Source organism: Flavobacterium resistens, assembly GCF_900182645.1.
GTDB lineage: Bacteria > Bacteroidota > Bacteroidia > Flavobacteriales > Flavobacteriaceae > Flavobacterium > Flavobacterium resistens.
In genome coordinates this window covers 1,206,357-1,231,901 of record NZ_FXTA01000002.1, presented here as the reverse complement: position 1 = coordinate 1,231,901, position 25,545 = coordinate 1,206,357, and the positions used below count along the sequence as shown (strand labels likewise).

Here is a 25,545-nt window from a genome sequence, read left to right as displayed (position 1 = left end):
CATTTAACATATTACACAAAGAAAAATGACAACTAATAAATCCACATCATTGTTTGAAAGTAAACAGGTAAAAGAAGCCTTAGCGCAGTCTTTTGTAAAGCTGAATCCAAAAATGATGATCAAAAATCCGGTAATGTTTACCGTAGAAATTGGAACCGCAATTATGTTTGCTGTCTGCATTTCGATATTAATGGGTGCAAACGATCAGGGAAGTTTTACTTATAACCTAATTGTGTTCTTGATTTTATTGGCAACGCTTTTATTTGCCAATTTCGCCGAAGCCATTGCTGAAGCAAGAGGAAAAGCACAAGCCGACAGTTTAAGAAAAACCCGCGAAGAAACTCCTGCAAGACAAATTCTACCTAATGGAGAAATAAAAAATATCAGTTCTTCTGCATTAAAAAAAGACGATATTTTCGTTTGTGAAGCGGGCGATTTAATTGCTGCCGACGGTGAAATTATTGAAGGTCTGGCTACTATCGATGAAAGTGCCATTACCGGAGAAAGTGCTCCTGTAATTAGAGAAGCTGGCGGAGACAAATCTTCGGTTACCGGAGGGACAAAAGTATTATCTGACAAAATTAAAGTAAAAGTAACTTCTGAACCTGGTGAAAGCTTTTTAGATAAAATGATTGCTTTAGTTGAAGGTGCAAGCCGTCAGAAAACACCAAACGAAATTGCCTTAACCATTTTATTAGCCGCATTTACTTTAATTTTCGTGATTGTGTGCGTTACGCTAAAACCGTTTGCCGACTATGCAAACGCACCCATCACGATCGCGGCTTTCATCGCTTTGTTTGTATGTTTAATTCCAACTACAATTGGAGGTTTACTTTCTGCAATTGGTATTGCGGGAATGGACAGAGCGTTGCGCGCCAACGTAATTACAAAATCGGGTAAAGCGGTGGAAACTGCCGGAGATATTGATGTTTTGCTTTTGGATAAAACCGGAACCATTACAATTGGAAACAGAAAAGCAACCAATTTTTATCCTGCAAAAGGAATCTCTTTTGATGATTTCGTTAAATCGGCTGTTTTGAGTTCGCTTGCTGATGATACTCCTGAGGGTAAAAGCATCTTGGAGTTGAGTGAAATGATAGATGTAAAAAATGAAACGAAAGCAAGTTTCTTAAAGACTACTTCTGATATTTCGCATACTATCAAATTTACTGCGGAAACCAGAACTTCTGGAGTCGTATTAAAAGACGGAACAAACATTCGTAAAGGAGCACAAGATGCTGCAAAGAATATTGCACAGCAAGCCGGAAAATCTTTTCCCGAAGATACTGCACAACAAGTTATTACAATTTCATCTAACGGTGGAACTCCATTAGTAGTAATTAAAAACAACGAAATTCAAGGTGTTATTGAACTTCAGGATATTATCAAAACTGGAATGAAAGAACGTTTTGAGCGCTTACGCAGAATGGGAATCAAAACGGTAATGGTTACAGGTGATAATCCGCTGACAGCTAAATTTATTGCCGAAGCTGCCGGTGTTGATGATTTTATTGCCGAGGCTAAGCCTGAAGACAAAATGAATTACATCAGAAAAGAACAGGCTGAAGGACGTCTAGTTGCCATGATGGGTGACGGAACAAATGATGCTCCTGCCCTTGCCCAAGCCAATGTTGGTGTTGCGATGAACAGCGGAACTCAAGCAGCAAAAGAAGCCGGAAACATGGTGGATCTTGACAATGATCCAACGAAACTAATTGAGATTGTTGAAATTGGAAAACAGCTTTTAATGACTCGAGGCACTTTAACTACTTTTTCTATTGCAAATGACGTTGCGAAATATTTTGCTATTGTTCCTGCTCTTTTTATTACTGCGATTCCTGCGCTTCAAGGTTTGAATATTATGCATTTGCATAGTCCTGAAAGTGCAATTTTATCGGCTGTGATTTTCAACGCGATTATCATTCCGATATTAATTCCACTTGCGCTGAAAGGTGTTGATTATCGCCCAATTGGAGCTAGTGCCATCTTAAAAAGAAACCTTTTGATTTATGGTCTTGGTGGTCTGATTGTCCCTTTTATCGGAATCAAAGTTATTGATTTATTGGTAGCACTTTTTATGTAAGGTTCTAAGATGCTAAGATTCTAAGGGGCTAAGGTTTTTCTCTTAGAATCGTAAAATTCAGGAATCTTTAAAAACTCAAATTAAAAACATGACTTTGGGTTACTAAGCTTCTAAGAAAAAACTTAGAATCTTAGAACCTTAGTCCCTTAGAATCTCAAAAAAATGAAAAATCTATTTTCTATAATAAAACTTACTGCGGTTACTCTAATCTTGTTCGCAGTTATTTATCCTTTAGCGATTTATGGAATTGCACAATTGGCTCCAAATCAAGGAAAAGGAGAAACTATTTCGGTTAACGGAAAAGTTGTTGGTTATCAAAAAATTGGTCAGAAATTCGATAAGTCGAATTATTTCTGGGGAAGACCTTCAGCTGTTGATTACAACGCGGCGGGAAGTGCAGGAAGCAACAAAGGCCCAAGCAATCCTGATTATTTGGCTTTGGTTCAAAAAAGAATTGATACCCTTTTATTGGTTCATCCGTACTTGAAAAAATCTGATATTCCTTCAGATATGGTTACGGCTTCTGGAAGTGGTTTAGATCCGAATATTTCTCCGCAAGGCGCTTTGATTCAGGTGAAACGAATTGCTAAAGAAAGAAAACTAGACGAAGCAAAAGTAAAATCTTTGGTGGAATCTAAAATTAATACTGCTGTTGTAGGACCTGAAACGGTTAATGTTTTGGAATTGAATGTGGCACTGGATCAGCTTCGCTAATTCCAGAGATGCTAAGTTGCCAAGGTTCTAAGATTCTAAGTTTTCTCTTTGCGCATTTTTGTCATTCCGAGGAACGAGGACACGAGCGATAGTGAACTGGCGAAGCAATCTCCATGAGTAGCTCGACAAAGATTGGCGAATTTCTAGACGGAGTTACTTACGAAGATTTCTCCTTCGTCGAAATGACAAACTTTGGCGAACTGGAATCGAAAACTGAATTCTTCAATAAATACCTAACAGGTTTTGGAAACCTGTTAGGATATGAAAACATTATAATACAAAAACGCCTTTTTACCCCAAATGCCCTAGCCCCGATAGTAGTGGAAATCCTTTTGTGTCTCGTTTCTTTAACGAGACACAAAAGATTGAAACGGATAGCGGGATTAGCTCCTAAAAAATCTACTAATAAATAATTGAATACCACAAAAATGAAAAAAATAATACTTACTGCTTTAATCGCTTTTGGTTATAGCAATTTACAAGCGCAAGAAGAATCTAAAAGTCCGTTTACGTTTTCAGGATATGTAGACGCTTATTATAGTTATGATTTCGGGAAACCTGAGAATCATACACGGCCAAACTTTTTTTACAGTTACAATAAAAGCAACGAGGTAAACCTGAATTTAGGAATGGCAAAAGTGAATTATTCGAAAGAAAATATTCGGGGGAATTTTGCCTTGATGGCGGGAACTTATGCCGAGTATAATATGTCTGCCGAGCAGGGTTTGTTGAAAAATGTTTATGAAGCAAATGTTGGCGTAAAAATTTCGAAAAACCATAATTTATGGGTTGATGCTGGAATCATGCCTTCGCATATTGGTTTTGAAAGTGCAATTGGAAAAGATTGCCAGACTTTAACGAGAAGTATTCTGGCTGAGAATTCTCCTTATTATGAAACGGGAGTTAAAATTGGTTATACATCTGAATCTGGAGAATGGTATTTGGCGGGAATGTACTTGAATGGCTGGCAGCGAATTGAAAAAGTAGAAGGCAATCAAACGCCTGCTTTTGGAACTCAGGTTACTTACAAACCGTCTGACCGGGTTGCGCTGAACTGGAGTACTTATGTTGGAAATGAACAGCCGGATATTGATAAAAAATGGCGTTATTTCAACAACTTTTATGGCCAATTTAAGGTAACGGAAAAGACAAATATTACGGCTGGTTTTGATATTGGATCTCAACAGTCGGCAAAAGGAAGTGATAAATATGATACTTGGTTCTCTCCTGTTTTGATTCTGCAATATAAACCAACAGATAAAATTCAGTTGGCAGCAAGAGGAGAATATTACAGCGACGAGAAAGGCGTGATCATTTTAACAGAAACGCCAAACGGTTTTAAAACTTACGGATTTTCGGCTAACTTTGATTACTTAGTTACTGATAATGTTATGTTTAGAATTGAAGCGAGAAATCTTTCAAGTAAAGACGAAATCTTCACAAATAAAGACAATCTTCCAACGGATACGAATACGTTTGTAACGACTTCGCTGGCGATTTCATTTTAGCTTTAGACTATAGGCTTTAAGCAGTAAGCTTTTAAAAGTTATACTGCCTAAAGCCTAAAGCTTATCGCTTAAAGCAAAAAATATGGAAAACGAAAATAATAACGCACAGCACTTTCTCGATTTAATTCAGAAATCACGAAAAGGAAAGTTTAAAATCTACATTGGGATGAGCGCCGGTGTGGGCAAAACTTTTCGTATGCTTCAGGAAGCGCATTCGTTATTGAAAAACGGAATCGATGTAAAAATTGGCTACATCGAAACGCACATGCGAAAGGAAACGCATGAATTATTAACCGGTTTGCCGATAATTCCGAGACGGACCATTTTTTATAAAGGAAAAGAACTCGAAGAATTGGATGTTCAGGCGATTATCAACCTTCGTCCAGAAGTGGTTATTGTTGATGAATTAGCACACACAAACGTTGAGGGAAGCAAAAACGAAAAACGCTGGCAAGATGTTTTAGAGATTCTGGAAGCTGGAATTAATGTGATTTCGGCGGTTAATATTCAGCATATTGAGAGTTTAAATGAAGATGTAAAACGTATTACAAACATTGATGTTCAGGAACGCATTCCGGATAATGTTTTGCGATTGGCGGATGAAGTCGTCAATATCGATTTAACATCTGAGGATTTGATTGCCCGTTTGAAAGAAGGAAAAATTTATACCCCGGATAAAATTCAGACGGCTTTAACGAACTTTTTTAAATCGGAACAGATTTTACAACTTCGGGAATTGGCTTTGAAAGAAGTAGCGAGTCAGGTCGTTCGAAAAGTTGAAAATGAAGTTCCGAATCTTCATGCTTTACGACATGAGAAACTTTTGGCCTGCATTAGTAGTAATGATAAAACGGCTAAAATTGTGATTAGAAAAACAGCAAGACTATCCAGTTATTATAACGGATTGTGGTATGTTTTGTATGTAGAAACTCCGCAGGAAAGCAGTAATAAAATTGCTTTAGACAAACAAAGGCATTTAATTAATAACTTTAAACTCGCCGTGCAATTAGGCGCAGAAGTAATTAAAGTGGAAAACAGTAATATTGCCGATGCGATTTTAGCAACCGTAGAAGAAAAACAAATTACAACTGTCTGCATTGGAAAACCGCATTTGAATTTATTTAAAGTAATTTTGTCTACAACAATTTTCAGGCGTTTGCTAAACAAACTGTCTTTATCAAATGTTGATCTTGTGATATTATCGTAAAATGTTTTATGTGAGATGTAAGATGTTGTTTTCATTTCACATTTTACAAACAACATTTCACACAAAAAATGAAATATGAGAATTAAAACCAAATTGAATCTGGGAGTTGGATTGTTATTTTTAATGATCATCATACTTTCGTTAGTGAGTGGTTATTCTGTTTTTTTGATAAAAGCAGATACTGAGAATATTCTGAAAGCGAATTATAATACGCTGGAATATTCGCGAAATATGATTTTGTCTTTGGATGAAATTAAAGCGAGTCCTGATAGCAAGATTCATGTTTTTAAGGAATATCTTGAAAAACAAACGCAAAATGTTACCGAACCCGGAGAAAAAGAAGCGACCGAAAACCTTGAAAAAAGTTTTACACTTTTAGAACAAAACGGAGCAAACGAAGTCATAAAAGCAAAAATCAGACAGGATATTTTTGCTATTATGAAACTGAATCTGGATGCTATAAAACAGAAAAGCGATATTGCCAAACATACCGCCGAAAATGCTAATCTATGGATTGCCATTGTTGGAAGTTTATGCTTCCTGATTGCTTTTAATTTACTGGTCAATCTTCCAAATAATATTGCAAATCCAATTAAGGAATTAACGCTGAGTATTAAGGAAATTGCGAATAAAAACTATTCTGAACGTGTTCATTTTACGAGTCATAGCGAATTTGGAGATTTGGCCAAATCGTTTAATACGATGGCGCAGAAACTTCAGGAATATAACGACAGTAATTTGTACAAACTCTTTTTCGAAAAGAAGCGACTGGAAACTTTAATCAATAACATGAACGATCCTATTATTGGTCTAGATCATGAAGGAATTGTTTTGTTTGCCAATGATGAAGCGCTGAAAATTATTGGTCTTAAACTGGAAGATGTTATTGGTAAATCGGCTTCTACTCTAGCCTTGTCGAATGATTTGATTCGTTCTTTGATTTTAAAAGAGGAATCAGATTCTCCTAAAAAACAACCTCTTAAAATTTATGCGCACGGAAAAGAAAGTTATTTCGAAAAAGAAATTCTGAATATTACCATAATTCCAACAGGCGAAGAAAAAGAAATCAATATTGGCGATGTAATTATTCTACGAAATATTACACTTTTTAAAGAATTGGATTTTGCGAAAACCAATTTTATTGCCACCGTTTCGCACGAATTAAAAACACCAATTGCTTCGATAAAATTAAGTCTGAAATTGCTTGAAAATGAAAAAACAGGCGGCATGAACGACGATCAGAAACAATTGGTAGAAAGTATAAAAGAGGATAGTCAGCGATTGTTGAAAATTACAGGTGAATTACTAAATCTATCTCAATTAGAAACGGGAAATATTCAGCTAAATATTGAAAAAAGCAATCCGCATGAAATTGTAAATTATGCTGTTGAAGCGGTAAAAGTTCAGGCAGAACAAAAACAGATTCAATTAATTGTTGATGCCGATGAAAACTTAAGCGAAGTAAAAGCCGACAGTGAAAAAACAGGCTGGGTTTTGATTAATTATTTGTCAAATGCGATTCGATATTCTTCTGAAAAAAGCACGATTCATATCAAATTAAAAAAAGAATTAAATCAAATCGTTTTTCAGGTTATCGATACTGGAAAAGGAATTGATACAAGATATAAAGACAAAGTTTTTGATAAATATTTTCAGGTTCCTGGAAGTCAAAAATCTGGAACTGGATTGGGATTAGCTATTAGTAAAGAATTTATTGAAGCTCAAAATGGAAATGTTGGTGTTGAGAGTAATTTGGGGTTGGGGAGCACGTTTTGGTTTTCATTGAAAGTTTAGCTAAATTCATTTTATTAGGTCTGTCAGTCTGAACGAAGTCGAAGATCTTTCGTACTTTAAAACCCTTCGACTTCGCTCAGACTGACACTTAAAATAATTTCAAAATTTAGCCAATCTTAATTCAACTACCTCATTTAAAACCAACAAATTAATATTCCCTTAAGGTTCAATTAAGAGAAAAATAGTTGGCAAAAACCTTCGTTAATATTGCAAAATATAACGACAACGAAAGATGTTTTACAAAGCCATTTCTCTGGTATTTCTATTTGGATTATTTTCTGCGAATGCACAGCAAAATGATTCGATTACTAAAATTGACAGCACTTCAAACCATTTAAAATTCAATTACAAACAACTAATTATTCCGAGTGTATTAATTGGTTATGGCGTAATTGGTTTAGAAAGTGATCAGCTACTAAGTTTCAATCATCAAATTAAGGATGAAGTTACCGAGGATATTGACGAGAAAATTACGATTGATGATTTCTCGCAATATGCGCCTGCGGCATCTGTTTATGCTCTGAATGCTTTTGGTGTAAAAGGCAAGAATAATATGCGCGATCGTTCGGTAATATTTGTGACTTCTTATGTTATAATGGCAACAACAGTTTTGAGCTTAAAGTCGATTGTACATGAAGAAAGACCTGATGGAAGTTCGAATAATTCTTTTCCTTCTGGACACACAGCAACTGCTTTTGCCGGAGCTGAATTTTTATGGCAAGAATACAAAGACAAATCGATTTGGTACGGAATTGCCGGTTATGCCGTTGCAACGGGAACGGGATTATTTAGAATTTACAACAATCGCCATTGGCTGACTGATGTCGCTGCAGGTGCCGGAATCGGGATTTTGAGTACCAAAATCGCCTATTGGATGAATCCGTATATTACAAAAAAGTTATTCAAATCTTCATCTGAAAGTAAATCAACTTCTATGATTGCTCCTTTTTATAACGGACAGCAATATGGTTTGAGTTTTGTGAAGGTTTTTTAGATTTTTTCGCCACGAATTCACGAATTTTGATTAAAATAATTCGTGAATTCGTGGCGAAAAAAATTATGCATTCGAAGTATTATTCTTAATCTCTCGAACTTCACGTTTCAATTCTAAAAGCAAATCCTTCATTGCTCCGGTTTCCGATATTTCTTGTTTCTTATCCGAACGGCCGATGTTGCATTCGTATTCCCAAATCTCCAAAATATCAGAAGCTTTTACTTCATAATTTGGGTAAAAACTATTATCCGATTCTAAAACCAAAGCGTTCTTTTTGTTTTTATTGAGACGCTTGTACACCATTCCTTCATTTTTGGTAATCAAAATATAGGTTTTTCCATCCATTACCTCTCCCAACTTTTCCACATAACGGCCAATAATAATAGAACCATCTTCGTGTGGAGGCATTGAATCACCTTCAACGGGAAATCCGCGGTGTTTTCCTGGTCCCAAAAAAGGAAGTGTAATCTGCTGTAAACTTTCAATATATTCTGGATCAGCATATCCATTTAGATAACCGGCTTTTGCTTTTTGAGATACAATTTCAATAAAATTTTCTCCAAAACTATCCACTTGGATTGGTAAAATAAGTCGATTGCCTTCTAGTTTTATCAAATTTTGCACATCAATTTTACGTATATCGACAGATAATATCAAGTCGATACTCATATGAAAATATAATGCAATCTTCTTTAAAATGTCATACGGTGCTTCCGAAGTTCCGTCTTCGTATTTCACGTATCTTCCTCTTGTAATACTTAGGTTTTCAGCTAATTTTTCTTGTGATATTTTATGCTTAACCCTTAGTGCTCTGATGTTGTCTGAAAATAAGGACATAATTAATTTGTTATAATTTGGAACAGCAAATATACAAAAAATTGTTATCACCTGTGCTAATTTTGTTCCATACAAAAACAAAGGAAAATGGCACGGGCAATTGTACATATGGATTTGGATACCTTTTTTGTATCCTGTGAAAGACGCACTAACTCAGAACTTAACGGAATTCCGCTTATTATAGGTGGAGGAGACCGCGGTGTTGTTGCTTCTTGTTCGTATGAAGCCCGTAAATTTGGCGTTCGTTCTGCCATGCCGATTCGTATGGCATTAAAGCTTTGCCCTGACGCAAAAGTGATGAAAGGCGACATGGAATTATATTCGCAACTTTCTCATGATGTTACCGAAATTCTTCAGGAAAAAGCGCCTGTTTTAGAAAAAGCAAGTGTCGATGAATTTTATCTGGATATTACTGGAATGGACAAATTTCACGGCAGTTATAAATGGACAAATGAACTGGCTCAAAAAGTCATTAAAGAAACCGGACTTCCGATTAGTTTTTCATTATCCATTAACAAAACGGTTTCTAAAATTGCGACTGGCGAAGGCAAACCTGTTGGGAATCTTCAAATTCCAGAACAAGAAGTACAAGACTTTTTAAATCCGCTTTCAATTCAGAAAATTCCAATGGTTGGAGCTGTTACTTTTCAGCTTTTATCTCGAATCGGCGTTCGAAAAATTCAGACTTTAGCTGAGATGCCTGCCGAAGTTTTACAACAGATGATAGGTAAAAATGGCTTGGAACTTTGGAAAAAAGCACACGGAATCGACCATACACCTGTTGAACCTTATACCGAACGAAAATCAATTTCTACTGAAACTACTTTTTCGCAGGATACTATTGATCTTGCAAAACTGAGAAGAATATTATTAGGAATGGTCGAAAAACTGGCCTTTCAGCTTCGTGCGGAACAATGGCTAACCTCAACTGTTACCGTTAAAATACGTTACGCCAATTTTGATACCGAAACCAAACAATCCCGAGTGGCTTATACCTCTGCCGATCATATTTTGACTAAAAATGTAATAGAACTTTTTGAGAAAGTGTATCAACGTCGTATGCGTCTGCGTTTGATTGGTATTCGCTTTAGCGGACTCGTGCGCGGAACCTATCAAATTGATCTTTTTGAGGATACTCAGGAAATGCTTTCACTTTACGAAGCGATGGACAAAATGAAAAGTCGTTATGGTTTTGATGCCGTAATGCGCTGTGCCGGAGCTCATTTTAAACCAAACACTAAAGACGAAATTTTAAAACGCAAGAAATAATGTATCTTAATTGTCATTCCTATCATTCATTACGTTACGGCACAATTCCGCTTAAGGAATTGATTGCTGAAGCGGTTTTGCATGATATTAAAGTAATGGCATTAACAGATATTAATACCGTTACCGGAATTTACGATTTTATAAAAGCGTGTCAGGAAAAAGAAATCAAACCTTTGGTTGGAATGGAATTTCGATGCAATCATCAATTCCTATATATTGGTCTAGCTAAAAATGCAGAAGGTTTAGCAGAAATGAACAGATTCTTAACGAAATATAATTTCAGCGGAGAAACTTTGCCTTTGCGTGCTCCAAAATTCGAGTCGGTTTTTGTGATTTATACTTTAGAAAATGCTCCTGAAACGCTTTTCGAAAATGAATTTATCGGAGTTCGTCCTGAAGAAGTTTCAGGTCTTCTGACTTCAAAACATAAAAATAAAATCTCCAAAATGGTGATTTTACAGCCTGTAACTTTTCGAAGTAAAAAAGAATACAATCTGCATAAAGTGCTTAGAGCTATTGACACCAATATTATTTTATCGAAACTTACAGAAGCAGATTATTGCAAAGTTTCTGATATGATGAAACCACTAGAATCGATTCTGCCATTCTATGAAAAATATCCTGAAATCATTTTAAACACACAGCGCATCATCGACGATTGTAATTTTCAATATGATTTTTCAGCTAAAAGAAATAAAAAATTCTATACTGAAAACCGTCAAAAAGATTTAGAAAAATTGACCGAATTGGCTTGGGAAGGATTTGAAAAACGTTACGGAAACGAAAATATTGAAGCAAAAGCTCGTGTGAAGAAAGAATTAAAAGTAATTGACGAATTAGAATTCAGCGGTTATTTTTTAATTACCTGGGATATTATTCAGTATAGCAACAGTCAAGGATTCATGCACATCGGACGCGGAAGCGGTGCCAACAGTATTATTGCCTATTGCCTCGGAATTACCGATATCTGTCCCATCGAATTAGATTTATATTTTGAACGTTTTTTAAACCTCAATCGTAAAACTCCTCCTGATTTTGATATCGACTGGAGCTGGCAGGAACGCAACACAATTTTAGAATATATCTTCAAAAAATACGGCAGAGATCATGTAGCTTTTTGCGGTACAAATGTTGAGTTTAAATACCGTTCTATTTTTAGGGAAGTTGGAAAAGTTTTCGGGCTTCCTAAAGAAGAATTAGATCTTTTGGCAAAAAATCCAGAAGAACTTCATCCAACCAATAAAATTGTAAAATTGGTTCAGGAATACGGACAAATGATGGGAAAATATCCCAATCAACGAAGCATGCACGCGTGTGGAATTCTAATTTCTGAAGAACCAATTACGAATTATACGCCATTGGAAATGCCACCAAAAGGTTTTCCAATCGTACTTTTTGATATGCATATTGCCGAAGAAATTGGTTTTGACAAATTTGATATTCTAAGTCAACGTGGTATCGGACATATTGACGACAGCGTAAAACTGATTGCCAAAAACCGAGGTATAAAAGTTAATATTCGTGATACTTCAATTTCTAAAGACGAGGCCGTTTGCAATTCTTATTTAGCAAAAGGACATACAATTGGCTGTTTTTATATCGAAAGTCCTGCTATGCGTGGTTTACTGCGTCGTTTAAATTGTGATAATTATAAAATTCTTGTCGCTGCGTCGTCTATTATTCGTCCCGGCGTTGCACAATCGGGAATGATGAAAGAGTATATTTTTCGTCATAATAACCCAACTCAGTTTGAGTATTTTCATGAGGTTTTCAGAGAACATCTTGGCGAAACTTACGGCATTATGGTCTATCAGGAAGATGTGATTAAAATCGCCCAGCATTACGGCGGACTTCCCGCTCCTGACGGTGATATTCTTCGTCGTGCCATGTCAGGAAAAGGAAGATCTTTGGAAGCGTTGCAGAAAGTAAAAGATAATTTCTTCGCGAGTTGTGCTCAAAAAGGACATCCATTACAATTAAGTCAGGAAATTTATCGCCAGATTGAATCTTTTGCGGGATATTCTTTCTGCAAAGCGCATTCGGCTTCTTATGCAGTTGAAAGTTATCAGAGTTTGTATCTGAAAGTCAATTATCCGGTCGAATTTATGACAGCGGTAATCAACAATCAGGGTGGATTTTACAGAACCGAAGTGTATGTACACGAAGCAAGAATGTCTGGCGGAACAATTCATAATCCGTGTGTGAATAAAAGCGAATATCAGACTACTTTATATGGTACCGATATTTATCTCGGTTTTATGCACATTCAGAGTTTGGAATCCAAAATCGCACATTTAATTGAAGAAGATCGAAATAAAAAAGGTGATTTTAATTCTCTGGAAGATTTTATCAATCGAATTCCAATTGGGATTGAAGGCATTAAAACTCTAATTTTTATTGATGCATTTCGTTTTACAGGGAAAACTAAAAATCAGCTTTTGGTAACTGCCAGTCTGCTGTTAAATAATTTTAAGCCCGAAAATAGAGATTTGAAATTACTACAGGAACCCGTTAAAGAATACAAACTCCCAAAATTAGAACGTTCCGTTTTTGAAGATGCTTTTGATGAAATTGAGCTTTTAAGTTTTCCTGTTTCATGCACTGTTTTTGACCTTCTCCAAACCAAACATCGAGGCGATATTATGGCTAAAGATTTAGTTCAGTATCATAAAAAACAAGTTAGAATGCTGGCGTATTTAATTTCGAGAAAACACGTTCCGACCAAAAAAGGCACTATGTATTTTGGAACCTGGATCGATCATGAAGGTACTTATTTTGATACGGCACATTTTCCGGATAGCTTAGAGAAATATCCTTTTCAGGGCGGAGGCTGTTATCTTTTGTTAGGAAATGTCGAAGTTGATTATCATTTTCCAACAATCACCATTACTAAAATGGCGAAAATGCCTTTCATTCCAGATCCGCGATATATGGATTCGAAAGATCAGTTTAGAACACAAAACCAAATTAAAGAAGATATAAGCCTAACACATCGAAAACCTTATCCGCAGGGGCATGAAATTAATCTGCCAAGACACCGAATGAAATTTTAAATGAGGATAATTTAACACATAGAAAAATAGTTTTTTAGCTTGTAGAGACGCCATTTTCAACTTTAATTCTATGTGTTAAATATTTAAATAACTAAAGAAAAACTTACGTTATATAAAAATGAAAAATCAGGAATATGCCATAGTCGATATCGAAACCACAGGCGGAAATGCCAGTGGTAGCCGTATTACAGAAATTGCCATTATTATTCATGATGGTACAAAAGTGTTGGATCGTTATGAAACTCTTGTAAATCCAGAACAGGATATTCCTCCTTCTATTTTTGGATTAACGGGAATTAATAATGAAATGGTTGCTAATGCTCCTATTTTCGATGATATTTCAGAGAAGGTTTTAGAAATGTTGACTGATCGTGTTTTCGTAGCGCATAATGTCAACTTCGATTATTCGTTTGTACATCATCAGTTGGAACAGTCGGGTTTTAAATGGTCGGCAAGAAAACTTTGTACCGTCCGTGCGGCTAGAAAAATCAAACCTGGTTTAGGCTCTTACAGTTTAGGAAATCTTTGTAATTCTTTAAATATATCTTTAGAAAACAGACACCGAGCTGGTGGAGATGCAGACGCCACTGCCCTATTATTTTCGCTTTTACTGGAATGGGACAATGAAGGAGAAATAGAAAAAATGATCAAAAAAACGGCGCAGGATCAGCGTTTACCTCCAAACCTTCCGCCAGATGACTTTAATAATTTACCAGAAAAACCAGGTGTCTATTATTTTTATAATCAGGCAAAGAAAGTGATTTATGTAGGTAAAGCCATCAATGTAAAGAAACGTGTGGCATCGCATTTTAGTGGCAATAATATCAATCCTCAGAGACAGCATTTCCTGAGAGACATTCATGCAATTTCCTTTGAAATCTGTGCCACCGAATTAATGGCGCTTTTATTAGAATGTACCGAAATAAAACAGCTTTGGCCAGCCTACAATAGAGCATTAAAACGTTTTGAAGCAAGATTTGGCATTTATCAATATGAGGCAAGAAACGGATATAAATATTTGGCTGTTGGAAAGCTAAGCAAATTTCAGACTTGTATTCATGAATTTAATAGTTTGTATAACGCTATAAATTTATTGAGAAGTCTGGCTGAACAATTTGAAATTGATCAAAGATTTTGCAAATATTCAAGACCTGAAGAAGCAGAGCTTCCGCAAAATAATGATGTAAAAAGCCTGCCTGATATTCTGCTTCACAACGAACAAGTTGACAATGCTATTGATTTTTTCTTAAATAACAGACCCACTTTTGCCATTATAGACAAAGGAAGATCTAAAGAGGAACGCAGCTGCATCTGGATTGAAAATGGCCATTTTCATGGAATGGGATATATTCCGAGAGATGTTGCCATTCATGATCCAGAAGATGTAAAAAGTTATGTTACGCTTTATAAAAGCAATCAATATATTGAGCAGTTAATTTTTACTTATGCCGAAAAACATCCTGGCAAAGTATTCTTCAACAAACATTTTTTAAGTAAAGCTTCCTAAACCAAATAAAACATAAAATAGAGCTGTAAAACTAAAATATGAATTATGACACTATTTAGCGACACCGAATTATTTACTACAGGCAGCAGTGGTAAAATTGTATACGATTTGCCGGATTGCGAATTAATTTTGATCGATAATTTTTTTAGTAAAGAAGAATCTGATCGTTTTTATGAAAGAATACTTCGCAAAACCAAATGGCGAGAATACGAAATGGAAATGTTTGATAAAATCGTTACAGCCCCAAGAATGATTTCCTGGTATGAAGACAAAGACAATCCGGGTGCCGATCAAAAAGGCCCCGACTGGACCTACGATTTACTGACTATCAGAGGCCGTGTTGAAAAAGAAACAGAACTAGATTTCAACAGTCTTCTTTTAAATTTATATCGAGATGGCAACGACAGCGTGGCGTGGCACAGCGACAAGGAACATAATACGGGACCAAATCCTGTTATAGCATCGGTAACTTTTGGCGAAACCAGAATGTTTAGATTGCGTCATAAATTTCGAAAAGATATTGATCAAGTTGAGATTCCTTTACATCATGGTTCTTTTTTATTAATGGCAGGAACGACCAATAGTTTTTGGCAACATCAGGTTCCGAAAACCGCACGAGATGTTTTACCGAGGATCAATCTTACCTTTAGAAGAACCAATCGAAATCTTTGATTTTTATAGAATTGAATGCTCTTAAAAAGTTTTTTCAGTCAAAAAAACAGTAAGATATTCCTTCTTTAAAAAGTTAAAACACACACTGTATGAACCTTTTATTAGGCAGACCCTTTCTTTTTTACTATTTTTGCAACCTTTTTCAAAATACAATACCATAATGGCTTATTCTAACAATGATTTATCGCGTTTCTTAGATGCGCAAAACAAACTTTATCTTACTGCTCTTTCTGAAATCAGCAAAGGGAAAAAAGAAACACACTGGATGTGGTTCATTTTTCCGCAAATAAAAGGTTTGGGCAAAAGCGATACAGCAAATCTTTATGCCATTAACGATTTAAAAGAAGCTTCTGATTATTTGGAACATCCTATTTTAGGAAAACATTTGATCGAAATTTCAGAACTTTTATTAAGTTTTAAAATGAAATCAGCTGATGGAATTTTTGGAGATTTAGATGCACGCAAATTGCGTTCGTCTATGACGCTTTTTTCTTTAGTTGAAAACACAAATCCGATATTTCAGGAAATTCTGGAAGCTTTCTTCTCAGGAGAATCTGATCCGCTTACTTTGTCTATTATTAATTCAACAATAAAATCTTCTGCTGAACCTGTTGCGTTATAAAACGGTTTTCAGATTATTTGCATCAAAGAGACACTGCCTAACCGCAGTGTTTTTTTTTATTTTTACTCATCCGTTTTGCAGGCAAATTTCATTTGTGGCAATAATTTTTTTTGCTTTTTCAAAAAACGATGAGTTTCCAAAGAAAACTCAAAAAACAACACTCTAATTACCTAAAACATTATTTTTCAAGTAATTAATCTTAACTTGCATATACAAACCACTTTATAATTTAAACCAAATCATGTCTGACAGAATTAAAACACTCCAAATTCTTCATCTTGCTATTTGCGCAGGAACAATTGTGGCTTATTATATTTTAGGTGATCTTTCAATTGAGAAATTACAAATTCCTGTTATTGATTCATCTTCTGTAATATATATTGTGATTCCTGTTTTAGCATTTGTTTTAAGCAGTTTTTTGTTCAAATCTCAATTAAAACAAATTAATCCAAAATTAAAATTGGAAGAAAAATTTCCAATCTACCAAACTGCATCTATCTTGCGTTGGGCAGTTCTTGAAGGAGCAGCATTTCTTATCTTAATTTTAAATCCCGATTTTATTTTATTTGGAATCCTTATTTTAATTTATCTGATTTTTTTAAGACCAACCGCAGAAAGAATTGATAATGATTTATCGGATACTAACAATTAAAAATAAAAAAAGCGTCCTGTAATAAACAAGACGCTTTTTTTATAATCAAAGTTTGAAACTTCAAACCTGACGCGAGGCTTTAGCCGAATCGGCGAAGCAAACAAATTTATTCCTCTTTTGGTTTTGTTAAATAGTAAACAGGAATTCCTGCCAGCATTATTAAAACTCCCCACCCACAAGTTGAAAATTTTGTAAATAATAATGAAATACAAATTGCGGTTGCAACGATGATATATAACATTGGTAAAAACGGATATCCAAAAGCTTTATAAGGTCTTTCAGCATCTGGCATTTTTTTTCTTAAAATAAAAATTCCGTAGATCGTCAGAATGTAAAAAATCAAAACGATGATGATTACGAAGTCCAATAAATCACCATATTTTCCCGTCAAACATAAAGCCGAAGCCCAAATACATTGCGCCCACAAAGCCCATGCAGGAACACTTGATTCATTTAAAACTGCAGCTTTTTTAAAGAATAACCCATCATTTGCCATTGTATAATAAACTCTGGCTCCTGCCATAATTAATCCGTTATTGCAGGCAAAAGTCGAAATCATAATCATGATTGCAATAATTAGCGTACCAATATCTCCAAAAATATATTGCGAGGCCACAACTGCTACTCTATCTGATTTTGCTGTCGCAATTTCCTGAAGTGGTACAACAGCCAAATACATCAAATTTGTCAAAACGTAAATTATTGTTACAATAAAGGTTCCTAAAAACAAACTTAAACCAACATTTCGTTTTGGGTTTTTAATTTCGCCGGCAATAAAAGTTACGCCATTCCATGCATCGCTTGAAAATAAAGAACCAACCATTGCAGCTGAAATTCCAGTAATTAAAGCTGTTCCGCTAATTGGAAGCCATGATTCACTTTTTGTATTATAACTACGTGTTGTCCAGGCGTCAGCCCAGTTGGCATCCCAAATTGAAGCTTTTGCAGCCAATGTTAATCCAAAAACGATTAACCCCAGCAAAGATAAAATTTTGATTATTGTTAAAACAGTTTGCAGAATTTTACCGTTTTTAACTCCACGACTATTAATGAAAGTCAGCACCACAATGGTAAAAATCGATACAAGCTGTGCTGCATTAAGTTTAAATGAACCTAATTCATATAAAATATTTTCATCACTAAACGGCTCATAAAGATAGGCCGCAAACTTTGAAAAAGCCACACCAACTGCAGCAATTGTCCCGGTTTGAATTACAGCAAAAAAGCTCCAGCCGTACAAAAAGGCAATTAATTTATTATAAGCTTCTTTTAGATATACGTATTGTCCTCCCGCTTTTGGGAACATCGCACTAAGTTCTCCATAACTTACAGCGGCAATAATGGTAATTAATCCTGAGATTAGCCAAATAAGCGTTAGCCAGCCGGCTGATCCAACTTGTCTGGCAATATCGGCACTTACGATAAATATCCCAGATCCAATCATAGAACCCACTACAAGCATGGTTCCGTCTAATAATCCGAGTTCTCTTTTAAAATGTTCCTGGTCTTGTTCGTTTTCTTGCATTTTTTTTTGGTTTTGGGTTGGTTAAAGATATACTTTTTTCTGAAATCCTAATATTCAAATTCCAAATTCGAGTTATTCTTTAAAAATAAAATCAGGATTTGCTCATGAAATTTCAATTATGCAAAAAGAGCCTCTTTACGTATTCCCGTAAGTTTATATTATTTCAACTATTTATATTTGAAAAACTATTCCAAAAAAAGAAGCAAAAACTCAATTGAAGAAAACAGAAAAAATAATCAACAAAATTGCGCAAGACAAACTCGAATTTAATGTTGGTTTAGCCCTTTTATTGGAAAATGACTATAATTTTAAAGAGTTATTTACAACTCTGCATAATTACATTATCAACTCTATTCCTGACAAAATTGATTATAACTCTGAGTCTTATCAAACTGCTTTAAATACTATTCCATTAAAGCCAACTTACACATCAGTAGTGCTTTTAAAAACCTTCCCAACAAAAATTGCTTTTCAAAAATTAGTTTCACTCCCGGAGAATGAAAATGAAAAAACAATAACCTCTTTGTTGTGGATTTTTAAAATAACCGATACAGAAAGACGAAACACCGAATGCAAAGACGGTTGTAGTCATTTTTGGCATCATCTTTTTTAAAATAAAATCTAAACTTTTTTTACTTAAAAATTCTCTTTTACGTCTTTACGTAACATAATCCTGTTACAACTATTTATATTTGAAAATCAATAAAATCAACCAACCAAAAACTAATTTATGGAAACTACTGTAATTGATAATCAAGAATTAATTAATCAGCATTACAATATAGCTGCTAATCTCATTTTAAATCAACGAAAATCAGGTTATGAAACTAAAAATATTCTAATTGAACAAGGATTAGATCCTGATGTTGCCGCTATGATTGTCGAAAAAATAGAAATGAAGATCAATGAAGCGCAACAAGAAGCAATTCATGCTCAGGCTAAAAAAGATATGCTGTATGGCGCTTTATGGTGCATTGGCGGAACCATATTAACATTGGCTCATATTGGTTTTATTTTCTGGGGCGCTATTGTATTTGGCGGTATTCAGTTTTTCAGAGGATTAATTAATTTAAGTTCTTAAAATGATCTTTTTCAAAGTGTAAGAACATTTATTAACAAATACCAAAAAGACAATGGGAATATTTGACAGATTTTTTGGTAAAACGGAAAAGGAAAAAAATTCCAGACCTATCAAAACAGATTTTATAATTTCAGAAAAACTGATGGAAGAGGAATTATTCTGGAAGATAATTCAAAAAACAAAAGACAGTTCTGGAGGCAATTTTGAAGAACAACAGGAAGAATTAGCAAATGAACTCAGAAAACTGACGGCAGATGAATTAATTTTATTTGGTAACAGTTTTAGAAATTTTAGAGGCGAAGCAAATACCTGGGAACTCTGGGGCGCGATATATATTATCCATGGAGGCTGTAGCGATGATAGTTTCAACGATTTCCGTGAATGGGTTATCGCACAGGGCAAAGATTTTTATTATAAAATTACTGCTAATCCTGAATTGCTCGTAGAAACTGAAACACATCTTATTGAAGAATTTGACTGGGAAGGTTTTGGATATTTACCCGGAATCGTTTTTGAAGAACTTACAGGTCAGGAAATGCCATATCCGTTTCAGGAAAAACATAATACAACCGGAAATGAATGGAATGAAAAGAGCGATGATCTACAAAAAATGTTCCCTAAACTTTATGCTAAGTATTCGGCTAATTTTCAATAAATTCTTTTGCGAATTTCATTAAAACTAAAATTACATTAAGTAGAACTTTATAGCTTAAAATAAAATGAAATAACTTTACTTAAAAAAAAGCTGCAGGTAAAACTTGCAGCTTTTTCTTTTCAAAAAAAAACCTAAAACACAGAAAATCAACACCATTAAATTCTTACATTTTGTTAAATTTTATTTTTTTCATTTTACTCAAAATAAAATAGTAAAACAAAGCGAAAAATTAAATTGAAAAAAAATTTCGGTCGTTAAACAAAAACACAACAGTAAATTATAAATTATTCCTAAAATGATTACTAAAAACATAAATTGAGTTTCACATTATAATATTATTTTATATTTTAATTACAACTCAAAACTCTATTAGTCAGTGTGTTATAATTTAAAAAATCAAAATAAGTAGAAAATAAAAATATGTTTGTCAAAGCAAAATATATTTTTATTAAATTTGGTAGAAAGGATTAAATTTATAAAATTTCTTCTTTTTTATTAACATTTGTTTATTTTTTAAACCCAAACTCTTTCTAATCCCCCAATAGAGAGTTGAGATAAAAAAACATCTATCACAAGCAAAATGAACTGATTAAAAGCAAATTATCAACCTACAAAATAAGAAATATGCTAAAAATTCAGCTTTTAAGGAAAATGCGTTTTCCAAATGTTTTTATTCTCCTCTTAATTGTATTTATCACATGCGCCTTATTAATTTGTGTAAACTTCTTTACAATCAAAATTTTATCTGCAAACCGGGCTTATGTGAATGGTGAATCTCATTACTCAAAAGGCCAAAAAGATGCAGCACGGCATCTTATAACTTATCTTTACACTAAAGACAGAAATCAGTGGAAATTATATAAGGAAGAATTAAGTGTTCCGCAAGGTGATGGGATTGCAAGAAAAACGCTTTTAAAAGCTGGAGACAATCAAGTTGCACGTGATGGCTTTATTAAAGGACGTAATCATAAAGACGACCTGGATGATCTCGTTTGGCTGTTTGTTTATTTTAAAAAAGTATCATTTTTAGCAAAAGCGATTCATGAATGGGAACAAGGCGATAATTTAATCTATGAATTGTTTACTATTGGAACAGAAATCGATGCAAAAATTAAACACAATGCATTAAATCCTGATGAACAAAGAAAGTTTCTTGAGCAAATTAGCGTTATAAGCGATCGCCTGACAATCAATGAACGTAATTTTTCAAACACTTTAGGAGAAGGAACACGCAAAATAAAAGATTTACTTATTATCACTAATATTGTTTTCATCCTCATCATCGTCTGCAGTATTTGTCTTTACTATTCTATAATGGTAAAACGTCTGCTAACTTCAAAAAAAGAAATTGAAGTAAAAAATGAAAATTTAATGCTGGTCAATCACGAACTGGATTGTTTTGTTTACAGCGCATCACACGATTTGAGATCTCCTATTACTTCATTGAAAGGCCTCATAAAAATCACTCAACTGGAAGATAGCGTTCTTCAGATAAAAGATTATTTGAACTTAATGGAACAAAGTCTCGCTAAGCAAGATCAATTTATAAGCGACATTATTGATTATTCTAAAAACAAACGAACTCAAATAATAATGGAACCTGTAAGCTTAAAAGAATTATTTGAAGAAGCAATTTCTCAATTAATGCACATAGAAAATGCGAATCAAATAATCTTTACAAAAGAGCTTTTAGTAGACCAAATTCACAGCGACAGTTTAAGACTAAAAATCATTATTTCAAATTTACTGTCAAATGCTATAAAATATGCTGACGCAAATAAACAAGAAATGTTTATTTCTATTAAAACTTCTTTTAATGATGGCTACAACAGAATTGAAGTTATAGACAACGGAATTGGAATTAAAGAAGAATATAAAGATAATATTTTTGAAATGTACTTTGGAACAAACAAAAACAAAGGCAGCGGATTAGGGCTTTATATTGTAAAAGAAGCCGTTGAAAACATAAAAGGAAATATTTCTGTAAGCTCAGAAAGTTCAGTAGGAAGCAAATTTACCGTAACAATACCAACTCTGTATGCTGTCTAAACCTGCGTTTTTATTAATAGAAGACAATTTGATCGATCAGCTTGTTATCAAACAATTATTAAAAAAAATATTGTCTGTAGATGAAATTTACATTGCCAACAATGGGCAGGAAGGACTTTATTGGCTAGAAAACAACAAAGGAATCAGCAAACCTTTATTTATTATTCTTGATATCCAAATGCCTTTTATGAATGGTTTTGATTTTTTGGATGCTTACGACAAACTTGATGAAGATATAAAAAAAGAAAATCAAATTTACGTACTTTCCTCAACACTTGATTCTGATGAAATCAGCCTAATCAATGAAAACAAATATGTAACCAAGATGCTAAACAAGCCTTTTCCTATTGAAGAATTTAAAAAGACTCTGTATCCGGAAGACGAAAACTAGTTTACATTTTTTTAGTTTCCTCTTCTAAAATACGATTCACCTGAGAAAAAGCTCTTTCGTAGTAAGGTTCTTTTGTTGAAGAAATCATAACTCCTCCATGAGTCGAAGAATGTACAAATTTAATTTCTCCCTCAGTAACCTCAACAACCATTCCTACGTGATTTATATGACGTCTACCATTAGTTTTAAAGAAAATCAAATCTCCTTTTTGCGCAGCATCCGAACTGACTTTGTTTCCTATTCGGGATTGCTCGATTGAGCTTCTTGGCAATTTAATATCAAAGTTTCCAAAAGTACAAAACATTAAACCTGAACAATCAAAACCAGCTTTTGTTGTTCCGCCAGATCGATAGCGGGTCCCAATATTTTGAGTAGCGTTTAGAATAAGTAAATCAATTAACTCTGAATGATTACTGATACGAACCATAGCTGAATCTGTTTTTACACTAGTTTTATCAGCTATTTGGATATTTTCTTCCAAGAGCGGTTTTTCTTCTGCAGAAGGCTGAACTGAATTTAATAATGCCACAGCATCTGCTTTTTCTTTAGAAGTTTTGATTTTCAAAACATAACCCACAGGAAGTTTTCCTTTTATAAATGGATTTTGTTTTTCTAATTCAGCAACTGTTATTCCATATTTCTTAGCAATGGCATACTTTGTTTCTTTTGGCTGTACTTCGACTACAACCTCAACATCTGATGAATTTTCATTAACTACAGCAGGTTTTTCAGCAATTGCAACATTCTTAGAAGGAATATTGATTCGTTGCCCAATTTTCAATCCATCAGTTTCAATCGACGGATTTGCGTTTTTTAATTCATCTACTGAAACATTATATTTCTTAGAAATTCCCCAAAGCGTTTCTTTTTGTTGAACTTCATGAAAATCAGCATTTGCAATTTCAATTTTATCAGCAGATTTTAAATCAGAAGCTTTATTATCATCAGGTTTTATAGTAACTGATTTGTTATTGTTTGGAATTAATAAAACCGAATTTAGTTTAAGGATTTTTGGTGCATTAGGATTTGCATCGATGATATCTTTTGGTTTTACACCGTATTTTTTAGCAATAACGGTAATATTTTCTCCTTTTGAAATTTTATGTTTAATGTATTTTTCCTGAGAAAAAACACCAACACTAAAAAAAAACATCAATATTATTAATCTGTAAACCATCATTTTCATTTTATCAAATCGCATTTTTTGAACTTATTCATATTATAGAACTCAAAAAAGACAATTTTGTTATTTGGGGCAAGGCGAATTTAACTTATTAAAGTAAAAAAAGCACATTTTTTAACACTTAATTTCATCCAAATTAACAACTTCGGCATAAATATTGAGCCAACTTTTTGAAATGCAGTTTTTTATATAATTCCATGATTTTAAATTTAATATTAACTTAACATTCAAAAACTTGAAAAAAAAACTACTCCTTATTCTTCTTTTGTTTCCGCTAATTTCGATTGGGCAAAATTTAGAAGGCATTGTTGTTTCGGCAAACGATGAGCCCATTGACGATGTAAATATTTTTGCTCCAAGCAGCAAAATTGGAACAATCACAAATAAAAATGGTAAATTTTCAATAAAATCTTTTTCAAATCTTGGTCCTGATGAAATACTAGAATTCTCCCACATTGGCTATACGACAACAAGATTCTCATTACGTTATTTAGCAAAACATCAATTTAAAGTCTACCTTGAAGAAAGTATTCAAAATTTATCGGGAGTAACAATTGCAAACGGTTTAAAATTAAAAACAAGTCTTTCTTTTAACCAATTATCTCCTTTAAAAAATCCTATATTCTCTTTTGGCTCACTTTTAAAAGAAGGCAAAATTTATGTCACTGGAGGGGATGCATATGCTGAAATTGATTATCTGGAAAAAAATCGCGCCGAAAGAGCCGCTTACAGCATAATGGATTATCTGGCAGATCCTTATAAAGTTCCTGCAAAAAGACATTATAAAAAATACTTTTCTATTTACGATATCAAAACGAATTCCTGGAAAGATTCAGATTTAAAACTGAAAGCCAGAGGATATCACAACTTACACTATTACAATGGATTATTATATATTTTAGGTGGCAAAAGAATTTCAGTAAATTCAATAAGTAGTTGGGAATATTTAGAGGATCAAATCGAAGTTATAGATCTTGACAAGCAAAGTATCAAATTAGATAATACCAATCCTCATCAGGCTGTCGATTTTGCTTCATTTACTTATAAAGACAATATTATTGTAATGGGCGGTTCTTTAAAAAGATCTGAAAAAGACATAAAAGTATTCACTAATAAAGTGCATCTCTACAATATTACCTCGGGAAATTGGTATGAACTTGCAGAAATGCCAACAGCAAAAGAAACGACCGGAGTTTTGATTGGTGATAAAATCTATCTCATTGGCGGTAATGATGGTAAACCTATAGGACAAATTGAAACTTTTGATTTAACAACTGAAAAATGGCAAATAGAAACTGAATTGTTTTCGGAATTTGAAAGACCTGCAATTACCTATCATGATACTATTATTTATTTTTTTGAAAATCAAAAAATGTGTACCTATAATATAAAGAACAAAGAATTAAAACAATATGATATTGATATCGAATCGAAATATGCTGCTATGTACTATTACGACAATAAATTATATCTTTTAGGTGGACGTATTGACAATTCCTATTCAAAAATTCCTTCTTCAAAAGTATTCAGTATTGATTTGGAAGAATTTAAAAAAACAAAACCTTTAAAAATCAAAACTTTACCAAAACAATCCGACATTGCCAAAACTATCGAATAAATCATATAAAATTTCCTGAAACAGAAATCTTCTTATGAAAACGAGTGCCCTAGCCCGGATGGGAGCGGCATCCTTTTTCTTGCTTCTTTAGCAAGGAAAAGATATAGCGGACAGCCGGAAACAGCTTCTAA

Annotated in this window: 22 protein-coding genes; 19 read left to right on the top strand and 3 right to left on the bottom strand. The window is 33.9% G+C overall.

The features are described from left to right. Nucleotides 1-25: 25 nt before the first annotated feature. The 7 genes from kdpB (at nt 26) to FN795_RS11410 (ending at nt 8,300) form a co-directional block, all read left to right on the top strand. Nucleotides 26-2,083, top strand: coding sequence for a potassium-transporting ATPase subunit KdpB (gene kdpB, locus FN795_RS11440; protein WP_142450698.1), 2,058 nt, complete (start codon nt 26-28; stop codon nt 2,081-2,083). A gap of 162 nt (nt 2,084-2,245) precedes the next feature. Then, a complete protein-coding gene (locus FN795_RS11435) occupies nt 2,246-2,797 on the top strand; it encodes a K(+)-transporting ATPase subunit C (RefSeq protein ID WP_142450697.1) in 552 nt (183 codons plus the stop codon). A gap of 113 nt (nt 2,798-2,910) precedes the next feature. Beyond that, entirely contained in the window at nt 2,911-3,210 is a 300-nt protein-coding gene (locus FN795_RS11430; protein ID WP_142450696.1) for a hypothetical protein, read from the top strand. A gap of 15 nt (nt 3,211-3,225) precedes the next feature. Then, nucleotides 3,226-4,305 carry a porin gene (locus FN795_RS11425; RefSeq protein ID WP_142450695.1) on the top strand — a complete coding sequence of 360 codons (1,080 nt, stop codon included), beginning with the start codon at nt 3,226-3,228 and terminating at the stop codon, nt 4,303-4,305. 82 nt (nt 4,306-4,387) lie between these two features. Beyond that, entirely contained in the window at nt 4,388-5,512 is a 1,125-nt protein-coding gene (locus FN795_RS11420; RefSeq protein ID WP_142450694.1) for a sensor protein KdpD, read from the top strand. Between the two features lie 75 nt (nt 5,513-5,587). Next, a complete protein-coding gene (locus FN795_RS11415) occupies nt 5,588-7,306 on the top strand; it encodes an ATP-binding protein (protein ID WP_142450693.1) in 1,719 nt (572 codons plus the stop codon). Nucleotides 7,307-7,538: 232 nt separating this feature from the next. After that, complete coding sequence (locus tag FN795_RS11410) at nt 7,539-8,300, top strand: phosphatase PAP2 family protein (protein WP_142450692.1); 762 nt, start codon at nt 7,539-7,541, stop codon at nt 8,298-8,300. Nucleotides 8,301-8,363: 63 nt separating this feature from the next. Here the strand turns inward: FN795_RS11410 and FN795_RS11405 are convergent, their stop codons facing one another. Beyond that, entirely contained in the window at nt 8,364-9,137 is a 774-nt protein-coding gene (locus FN795_RS11405) for an XRE family transcriptional regulator (protein WP_035652120.1), read from the bottom strand. A gap of 87 nt (nt 9,138-9,224) precedes the next feature. On the opposite strand from FN795_RS11405, the gene dinB reads away from it, so the two are divergent. From dinB to FN795_RS11375, 6 genes are all read left to right on the top strand, one after another. Beyond that, a complete protein-coding gene (gene dinB / locus FN795_RS11400) occupies nt 9,225-10,406 on the top strand; it encodes a DNA polymerase IV (RefSeq protein ID WP_142450691.1) in 1,182 nt (393 codons plus the stop codon). After that, complete coding sequence (locus FN795_RS11395) at nt 10,406-13,459, top strand: DNA polymerase III subunit alpha (protein ID WP_142450690.1); 3,054 nt, start codon at nt 10,406-10,408, stop codon at nt 13,457-13,459. Before dinB ends, FN795_RS11395 begins: the two co-directional genes overlap by 1 nt. Nucleotides 13,460-13,577: 118 nt before the next feature. Further along, nucleotides 13,578-14,966 (top strand): exonuclease domain-containing protein, encoded by a 1,389-nt coding sequence (locus tag FN795_RS11390; protein WP_142450689.1) that lies wholly within the window; start codon nt 13,578-13,580, stop codon nt 14,964-14,966. Between the two features lie 45 nt (nt 14,967-15,011). Next, nucleotides 15,012-15,638 (top strand): alpha-ketoglutarate-dependent dioxygenase AlkB family protein, encoded by a 627-nt coding sequence (locus FN795_RS11385; protein WP_142450688.1) that lies wholly within the window; start codon nt 15,012-15,014, stop codon nt 15,636-15,638. Between the two features lie 160 nt (nt 15,639-15,798). Further along, nucleotides 15,799-16,260: a DUF1810 domain-containing protein gene (locus FN795_RS11380; RefSeq protein ID WP_035652027.1), complete on the top strand. Its 462-nt coding sequence runs from the start codon at nt 15,799-15,801 to the stop codon at nt 16,258-16,260. Nucleotides 16,261-16,501: 241 nt separating this feature from the next. Next, on the top strand, nt 16,502-16,912 hold the full coding sequence (locus FN795_RS11375; RefSeq protein WP_142450687.1) for an MFS transporter: 411 nt from the start codon (nt 16,502-16,504) through the stop codon (nt 16,910-16,912). 106 nt (nt 16,913-17,018) lie between these two features. On the opposite strand, the gene FN795_RS11370 is transcribed toward FN795_RS11375, so the two are convergent. Continuing rightward, the gene (locus FN795_RS11370) at nt 17,019-18,437 is read right to left on the bottom strand and encodes an APC family permease (RefSeq protein ID WP_142450686.1); all 1,419 of its coding nucleotides are present in this window, start codon (nt 18,435-18,437) and stop codon (nt 17,019-17,021) included. A 214-nt stretch (nt 18,438-18,651) separates the two neighbouring features. Between FN795_RS11370 and FN795_RS11365 the strand changes: the two genes are divergently transcribed. The 5 genes from FN795_RS11365 to FN795_RS11345 all read left to right on the top strand — a co-directional run bounded on the left by FN795_RS11365 (nt 18,652) and on the right by FN795_RS11345 (nt 22,613). Then, the gene (locus tag FN795_RS11365; RefSeq protein ID WP_142450685.1) at nt 18,652-19,050 is read left to right on the top strand and encodes a DUF5958 family protein; all 399 of its coding nucleotides are present in this window, start codon (nt 18,652-18,654) and stop codon (nt 19,048-19,050) included. 117 nt (nt 19,051-19,167) lie between these two features. After that, nucleotides 19,168-19,518 (top strand): hypothetical protein, encoded by a 351-nt coding sequence (locus FN795_RS11360; RefSeq protein WP_142450684.1) that lies wholly within the window; start codon nt 19,168-19,170, stop codon nt 19,516-19,518. Between the two features lie 52 nt (nt 19,519-19,570). Next, entirely contained in the window at nt 19,571-20,173 is a 603-nt protein-coding gene (locus FN795_RS11355) for a DUF4240 domain-containing protein (protein ID WP_142450683.1), read from the top strand. Nucleotides 20,174-20,935: 762 nt separating this feature from the next. Further along, nucleotides 20,936-22,222, top strand: coding sequence for a sensor histidine kinase (locus tag FN795_RS11350; RefSeq protein ID WP_244289968.1), 1,287 nt, complete (start codon nt 20,936-20,938; stop codon nt 22,220-22,222). Continuing rightward, nucleotides 22,212-22,613, top strand: a complete 402-nt coding sequence (locus FN795_RS11345) for a response regulator (RefSeq protein ID WP_142450681.1) — start codon at nt 22,212-22,214, stop codon at nt 22,611-22,613. Before FN795_RS11350 ends, FN795_RS11345 begins: the two co-directional genes overlap by 11 nt. A 1-nt stretch (nt 22,614) precedes the next feature. Here the strand turns inward: FN795_RS11345 and FN795_RS11340 are convergent, their stop codons facing one another. Continuing rightward, complete coding sequence (locus FN795_RS11340; protein ID WP_142450732.1) at nt 22,615-23,790, bottom strand: C40 family peptidase; 1,176 nt, start codon at nt 23,788-23,790, stop codon at nt 22,615-22,617. A gap of 241 nt (nt 23,791-24,031) precedes the next feature. Here FN795_RS11340 and FN795_RS11335 point away from each other — a divergent pair, with 241 nt between their 5' ends. Further along, nucleotides 24,032-25,414 carry a carboxypeptidase-like regulatory domain-containing protein gene (locus FN795_RS11335; RefSeq protein ID WP_142450680.1) on the top strand — a complete coding sequence of 461 codons (1,383 nt, stop codon included), beginning with the start codon at nt 24,032-24,034 and terminating at the stop codon, nt 25,412-25,414. Nucleotides 25,415-25,545: the final 131 nt, after the last annotated feature.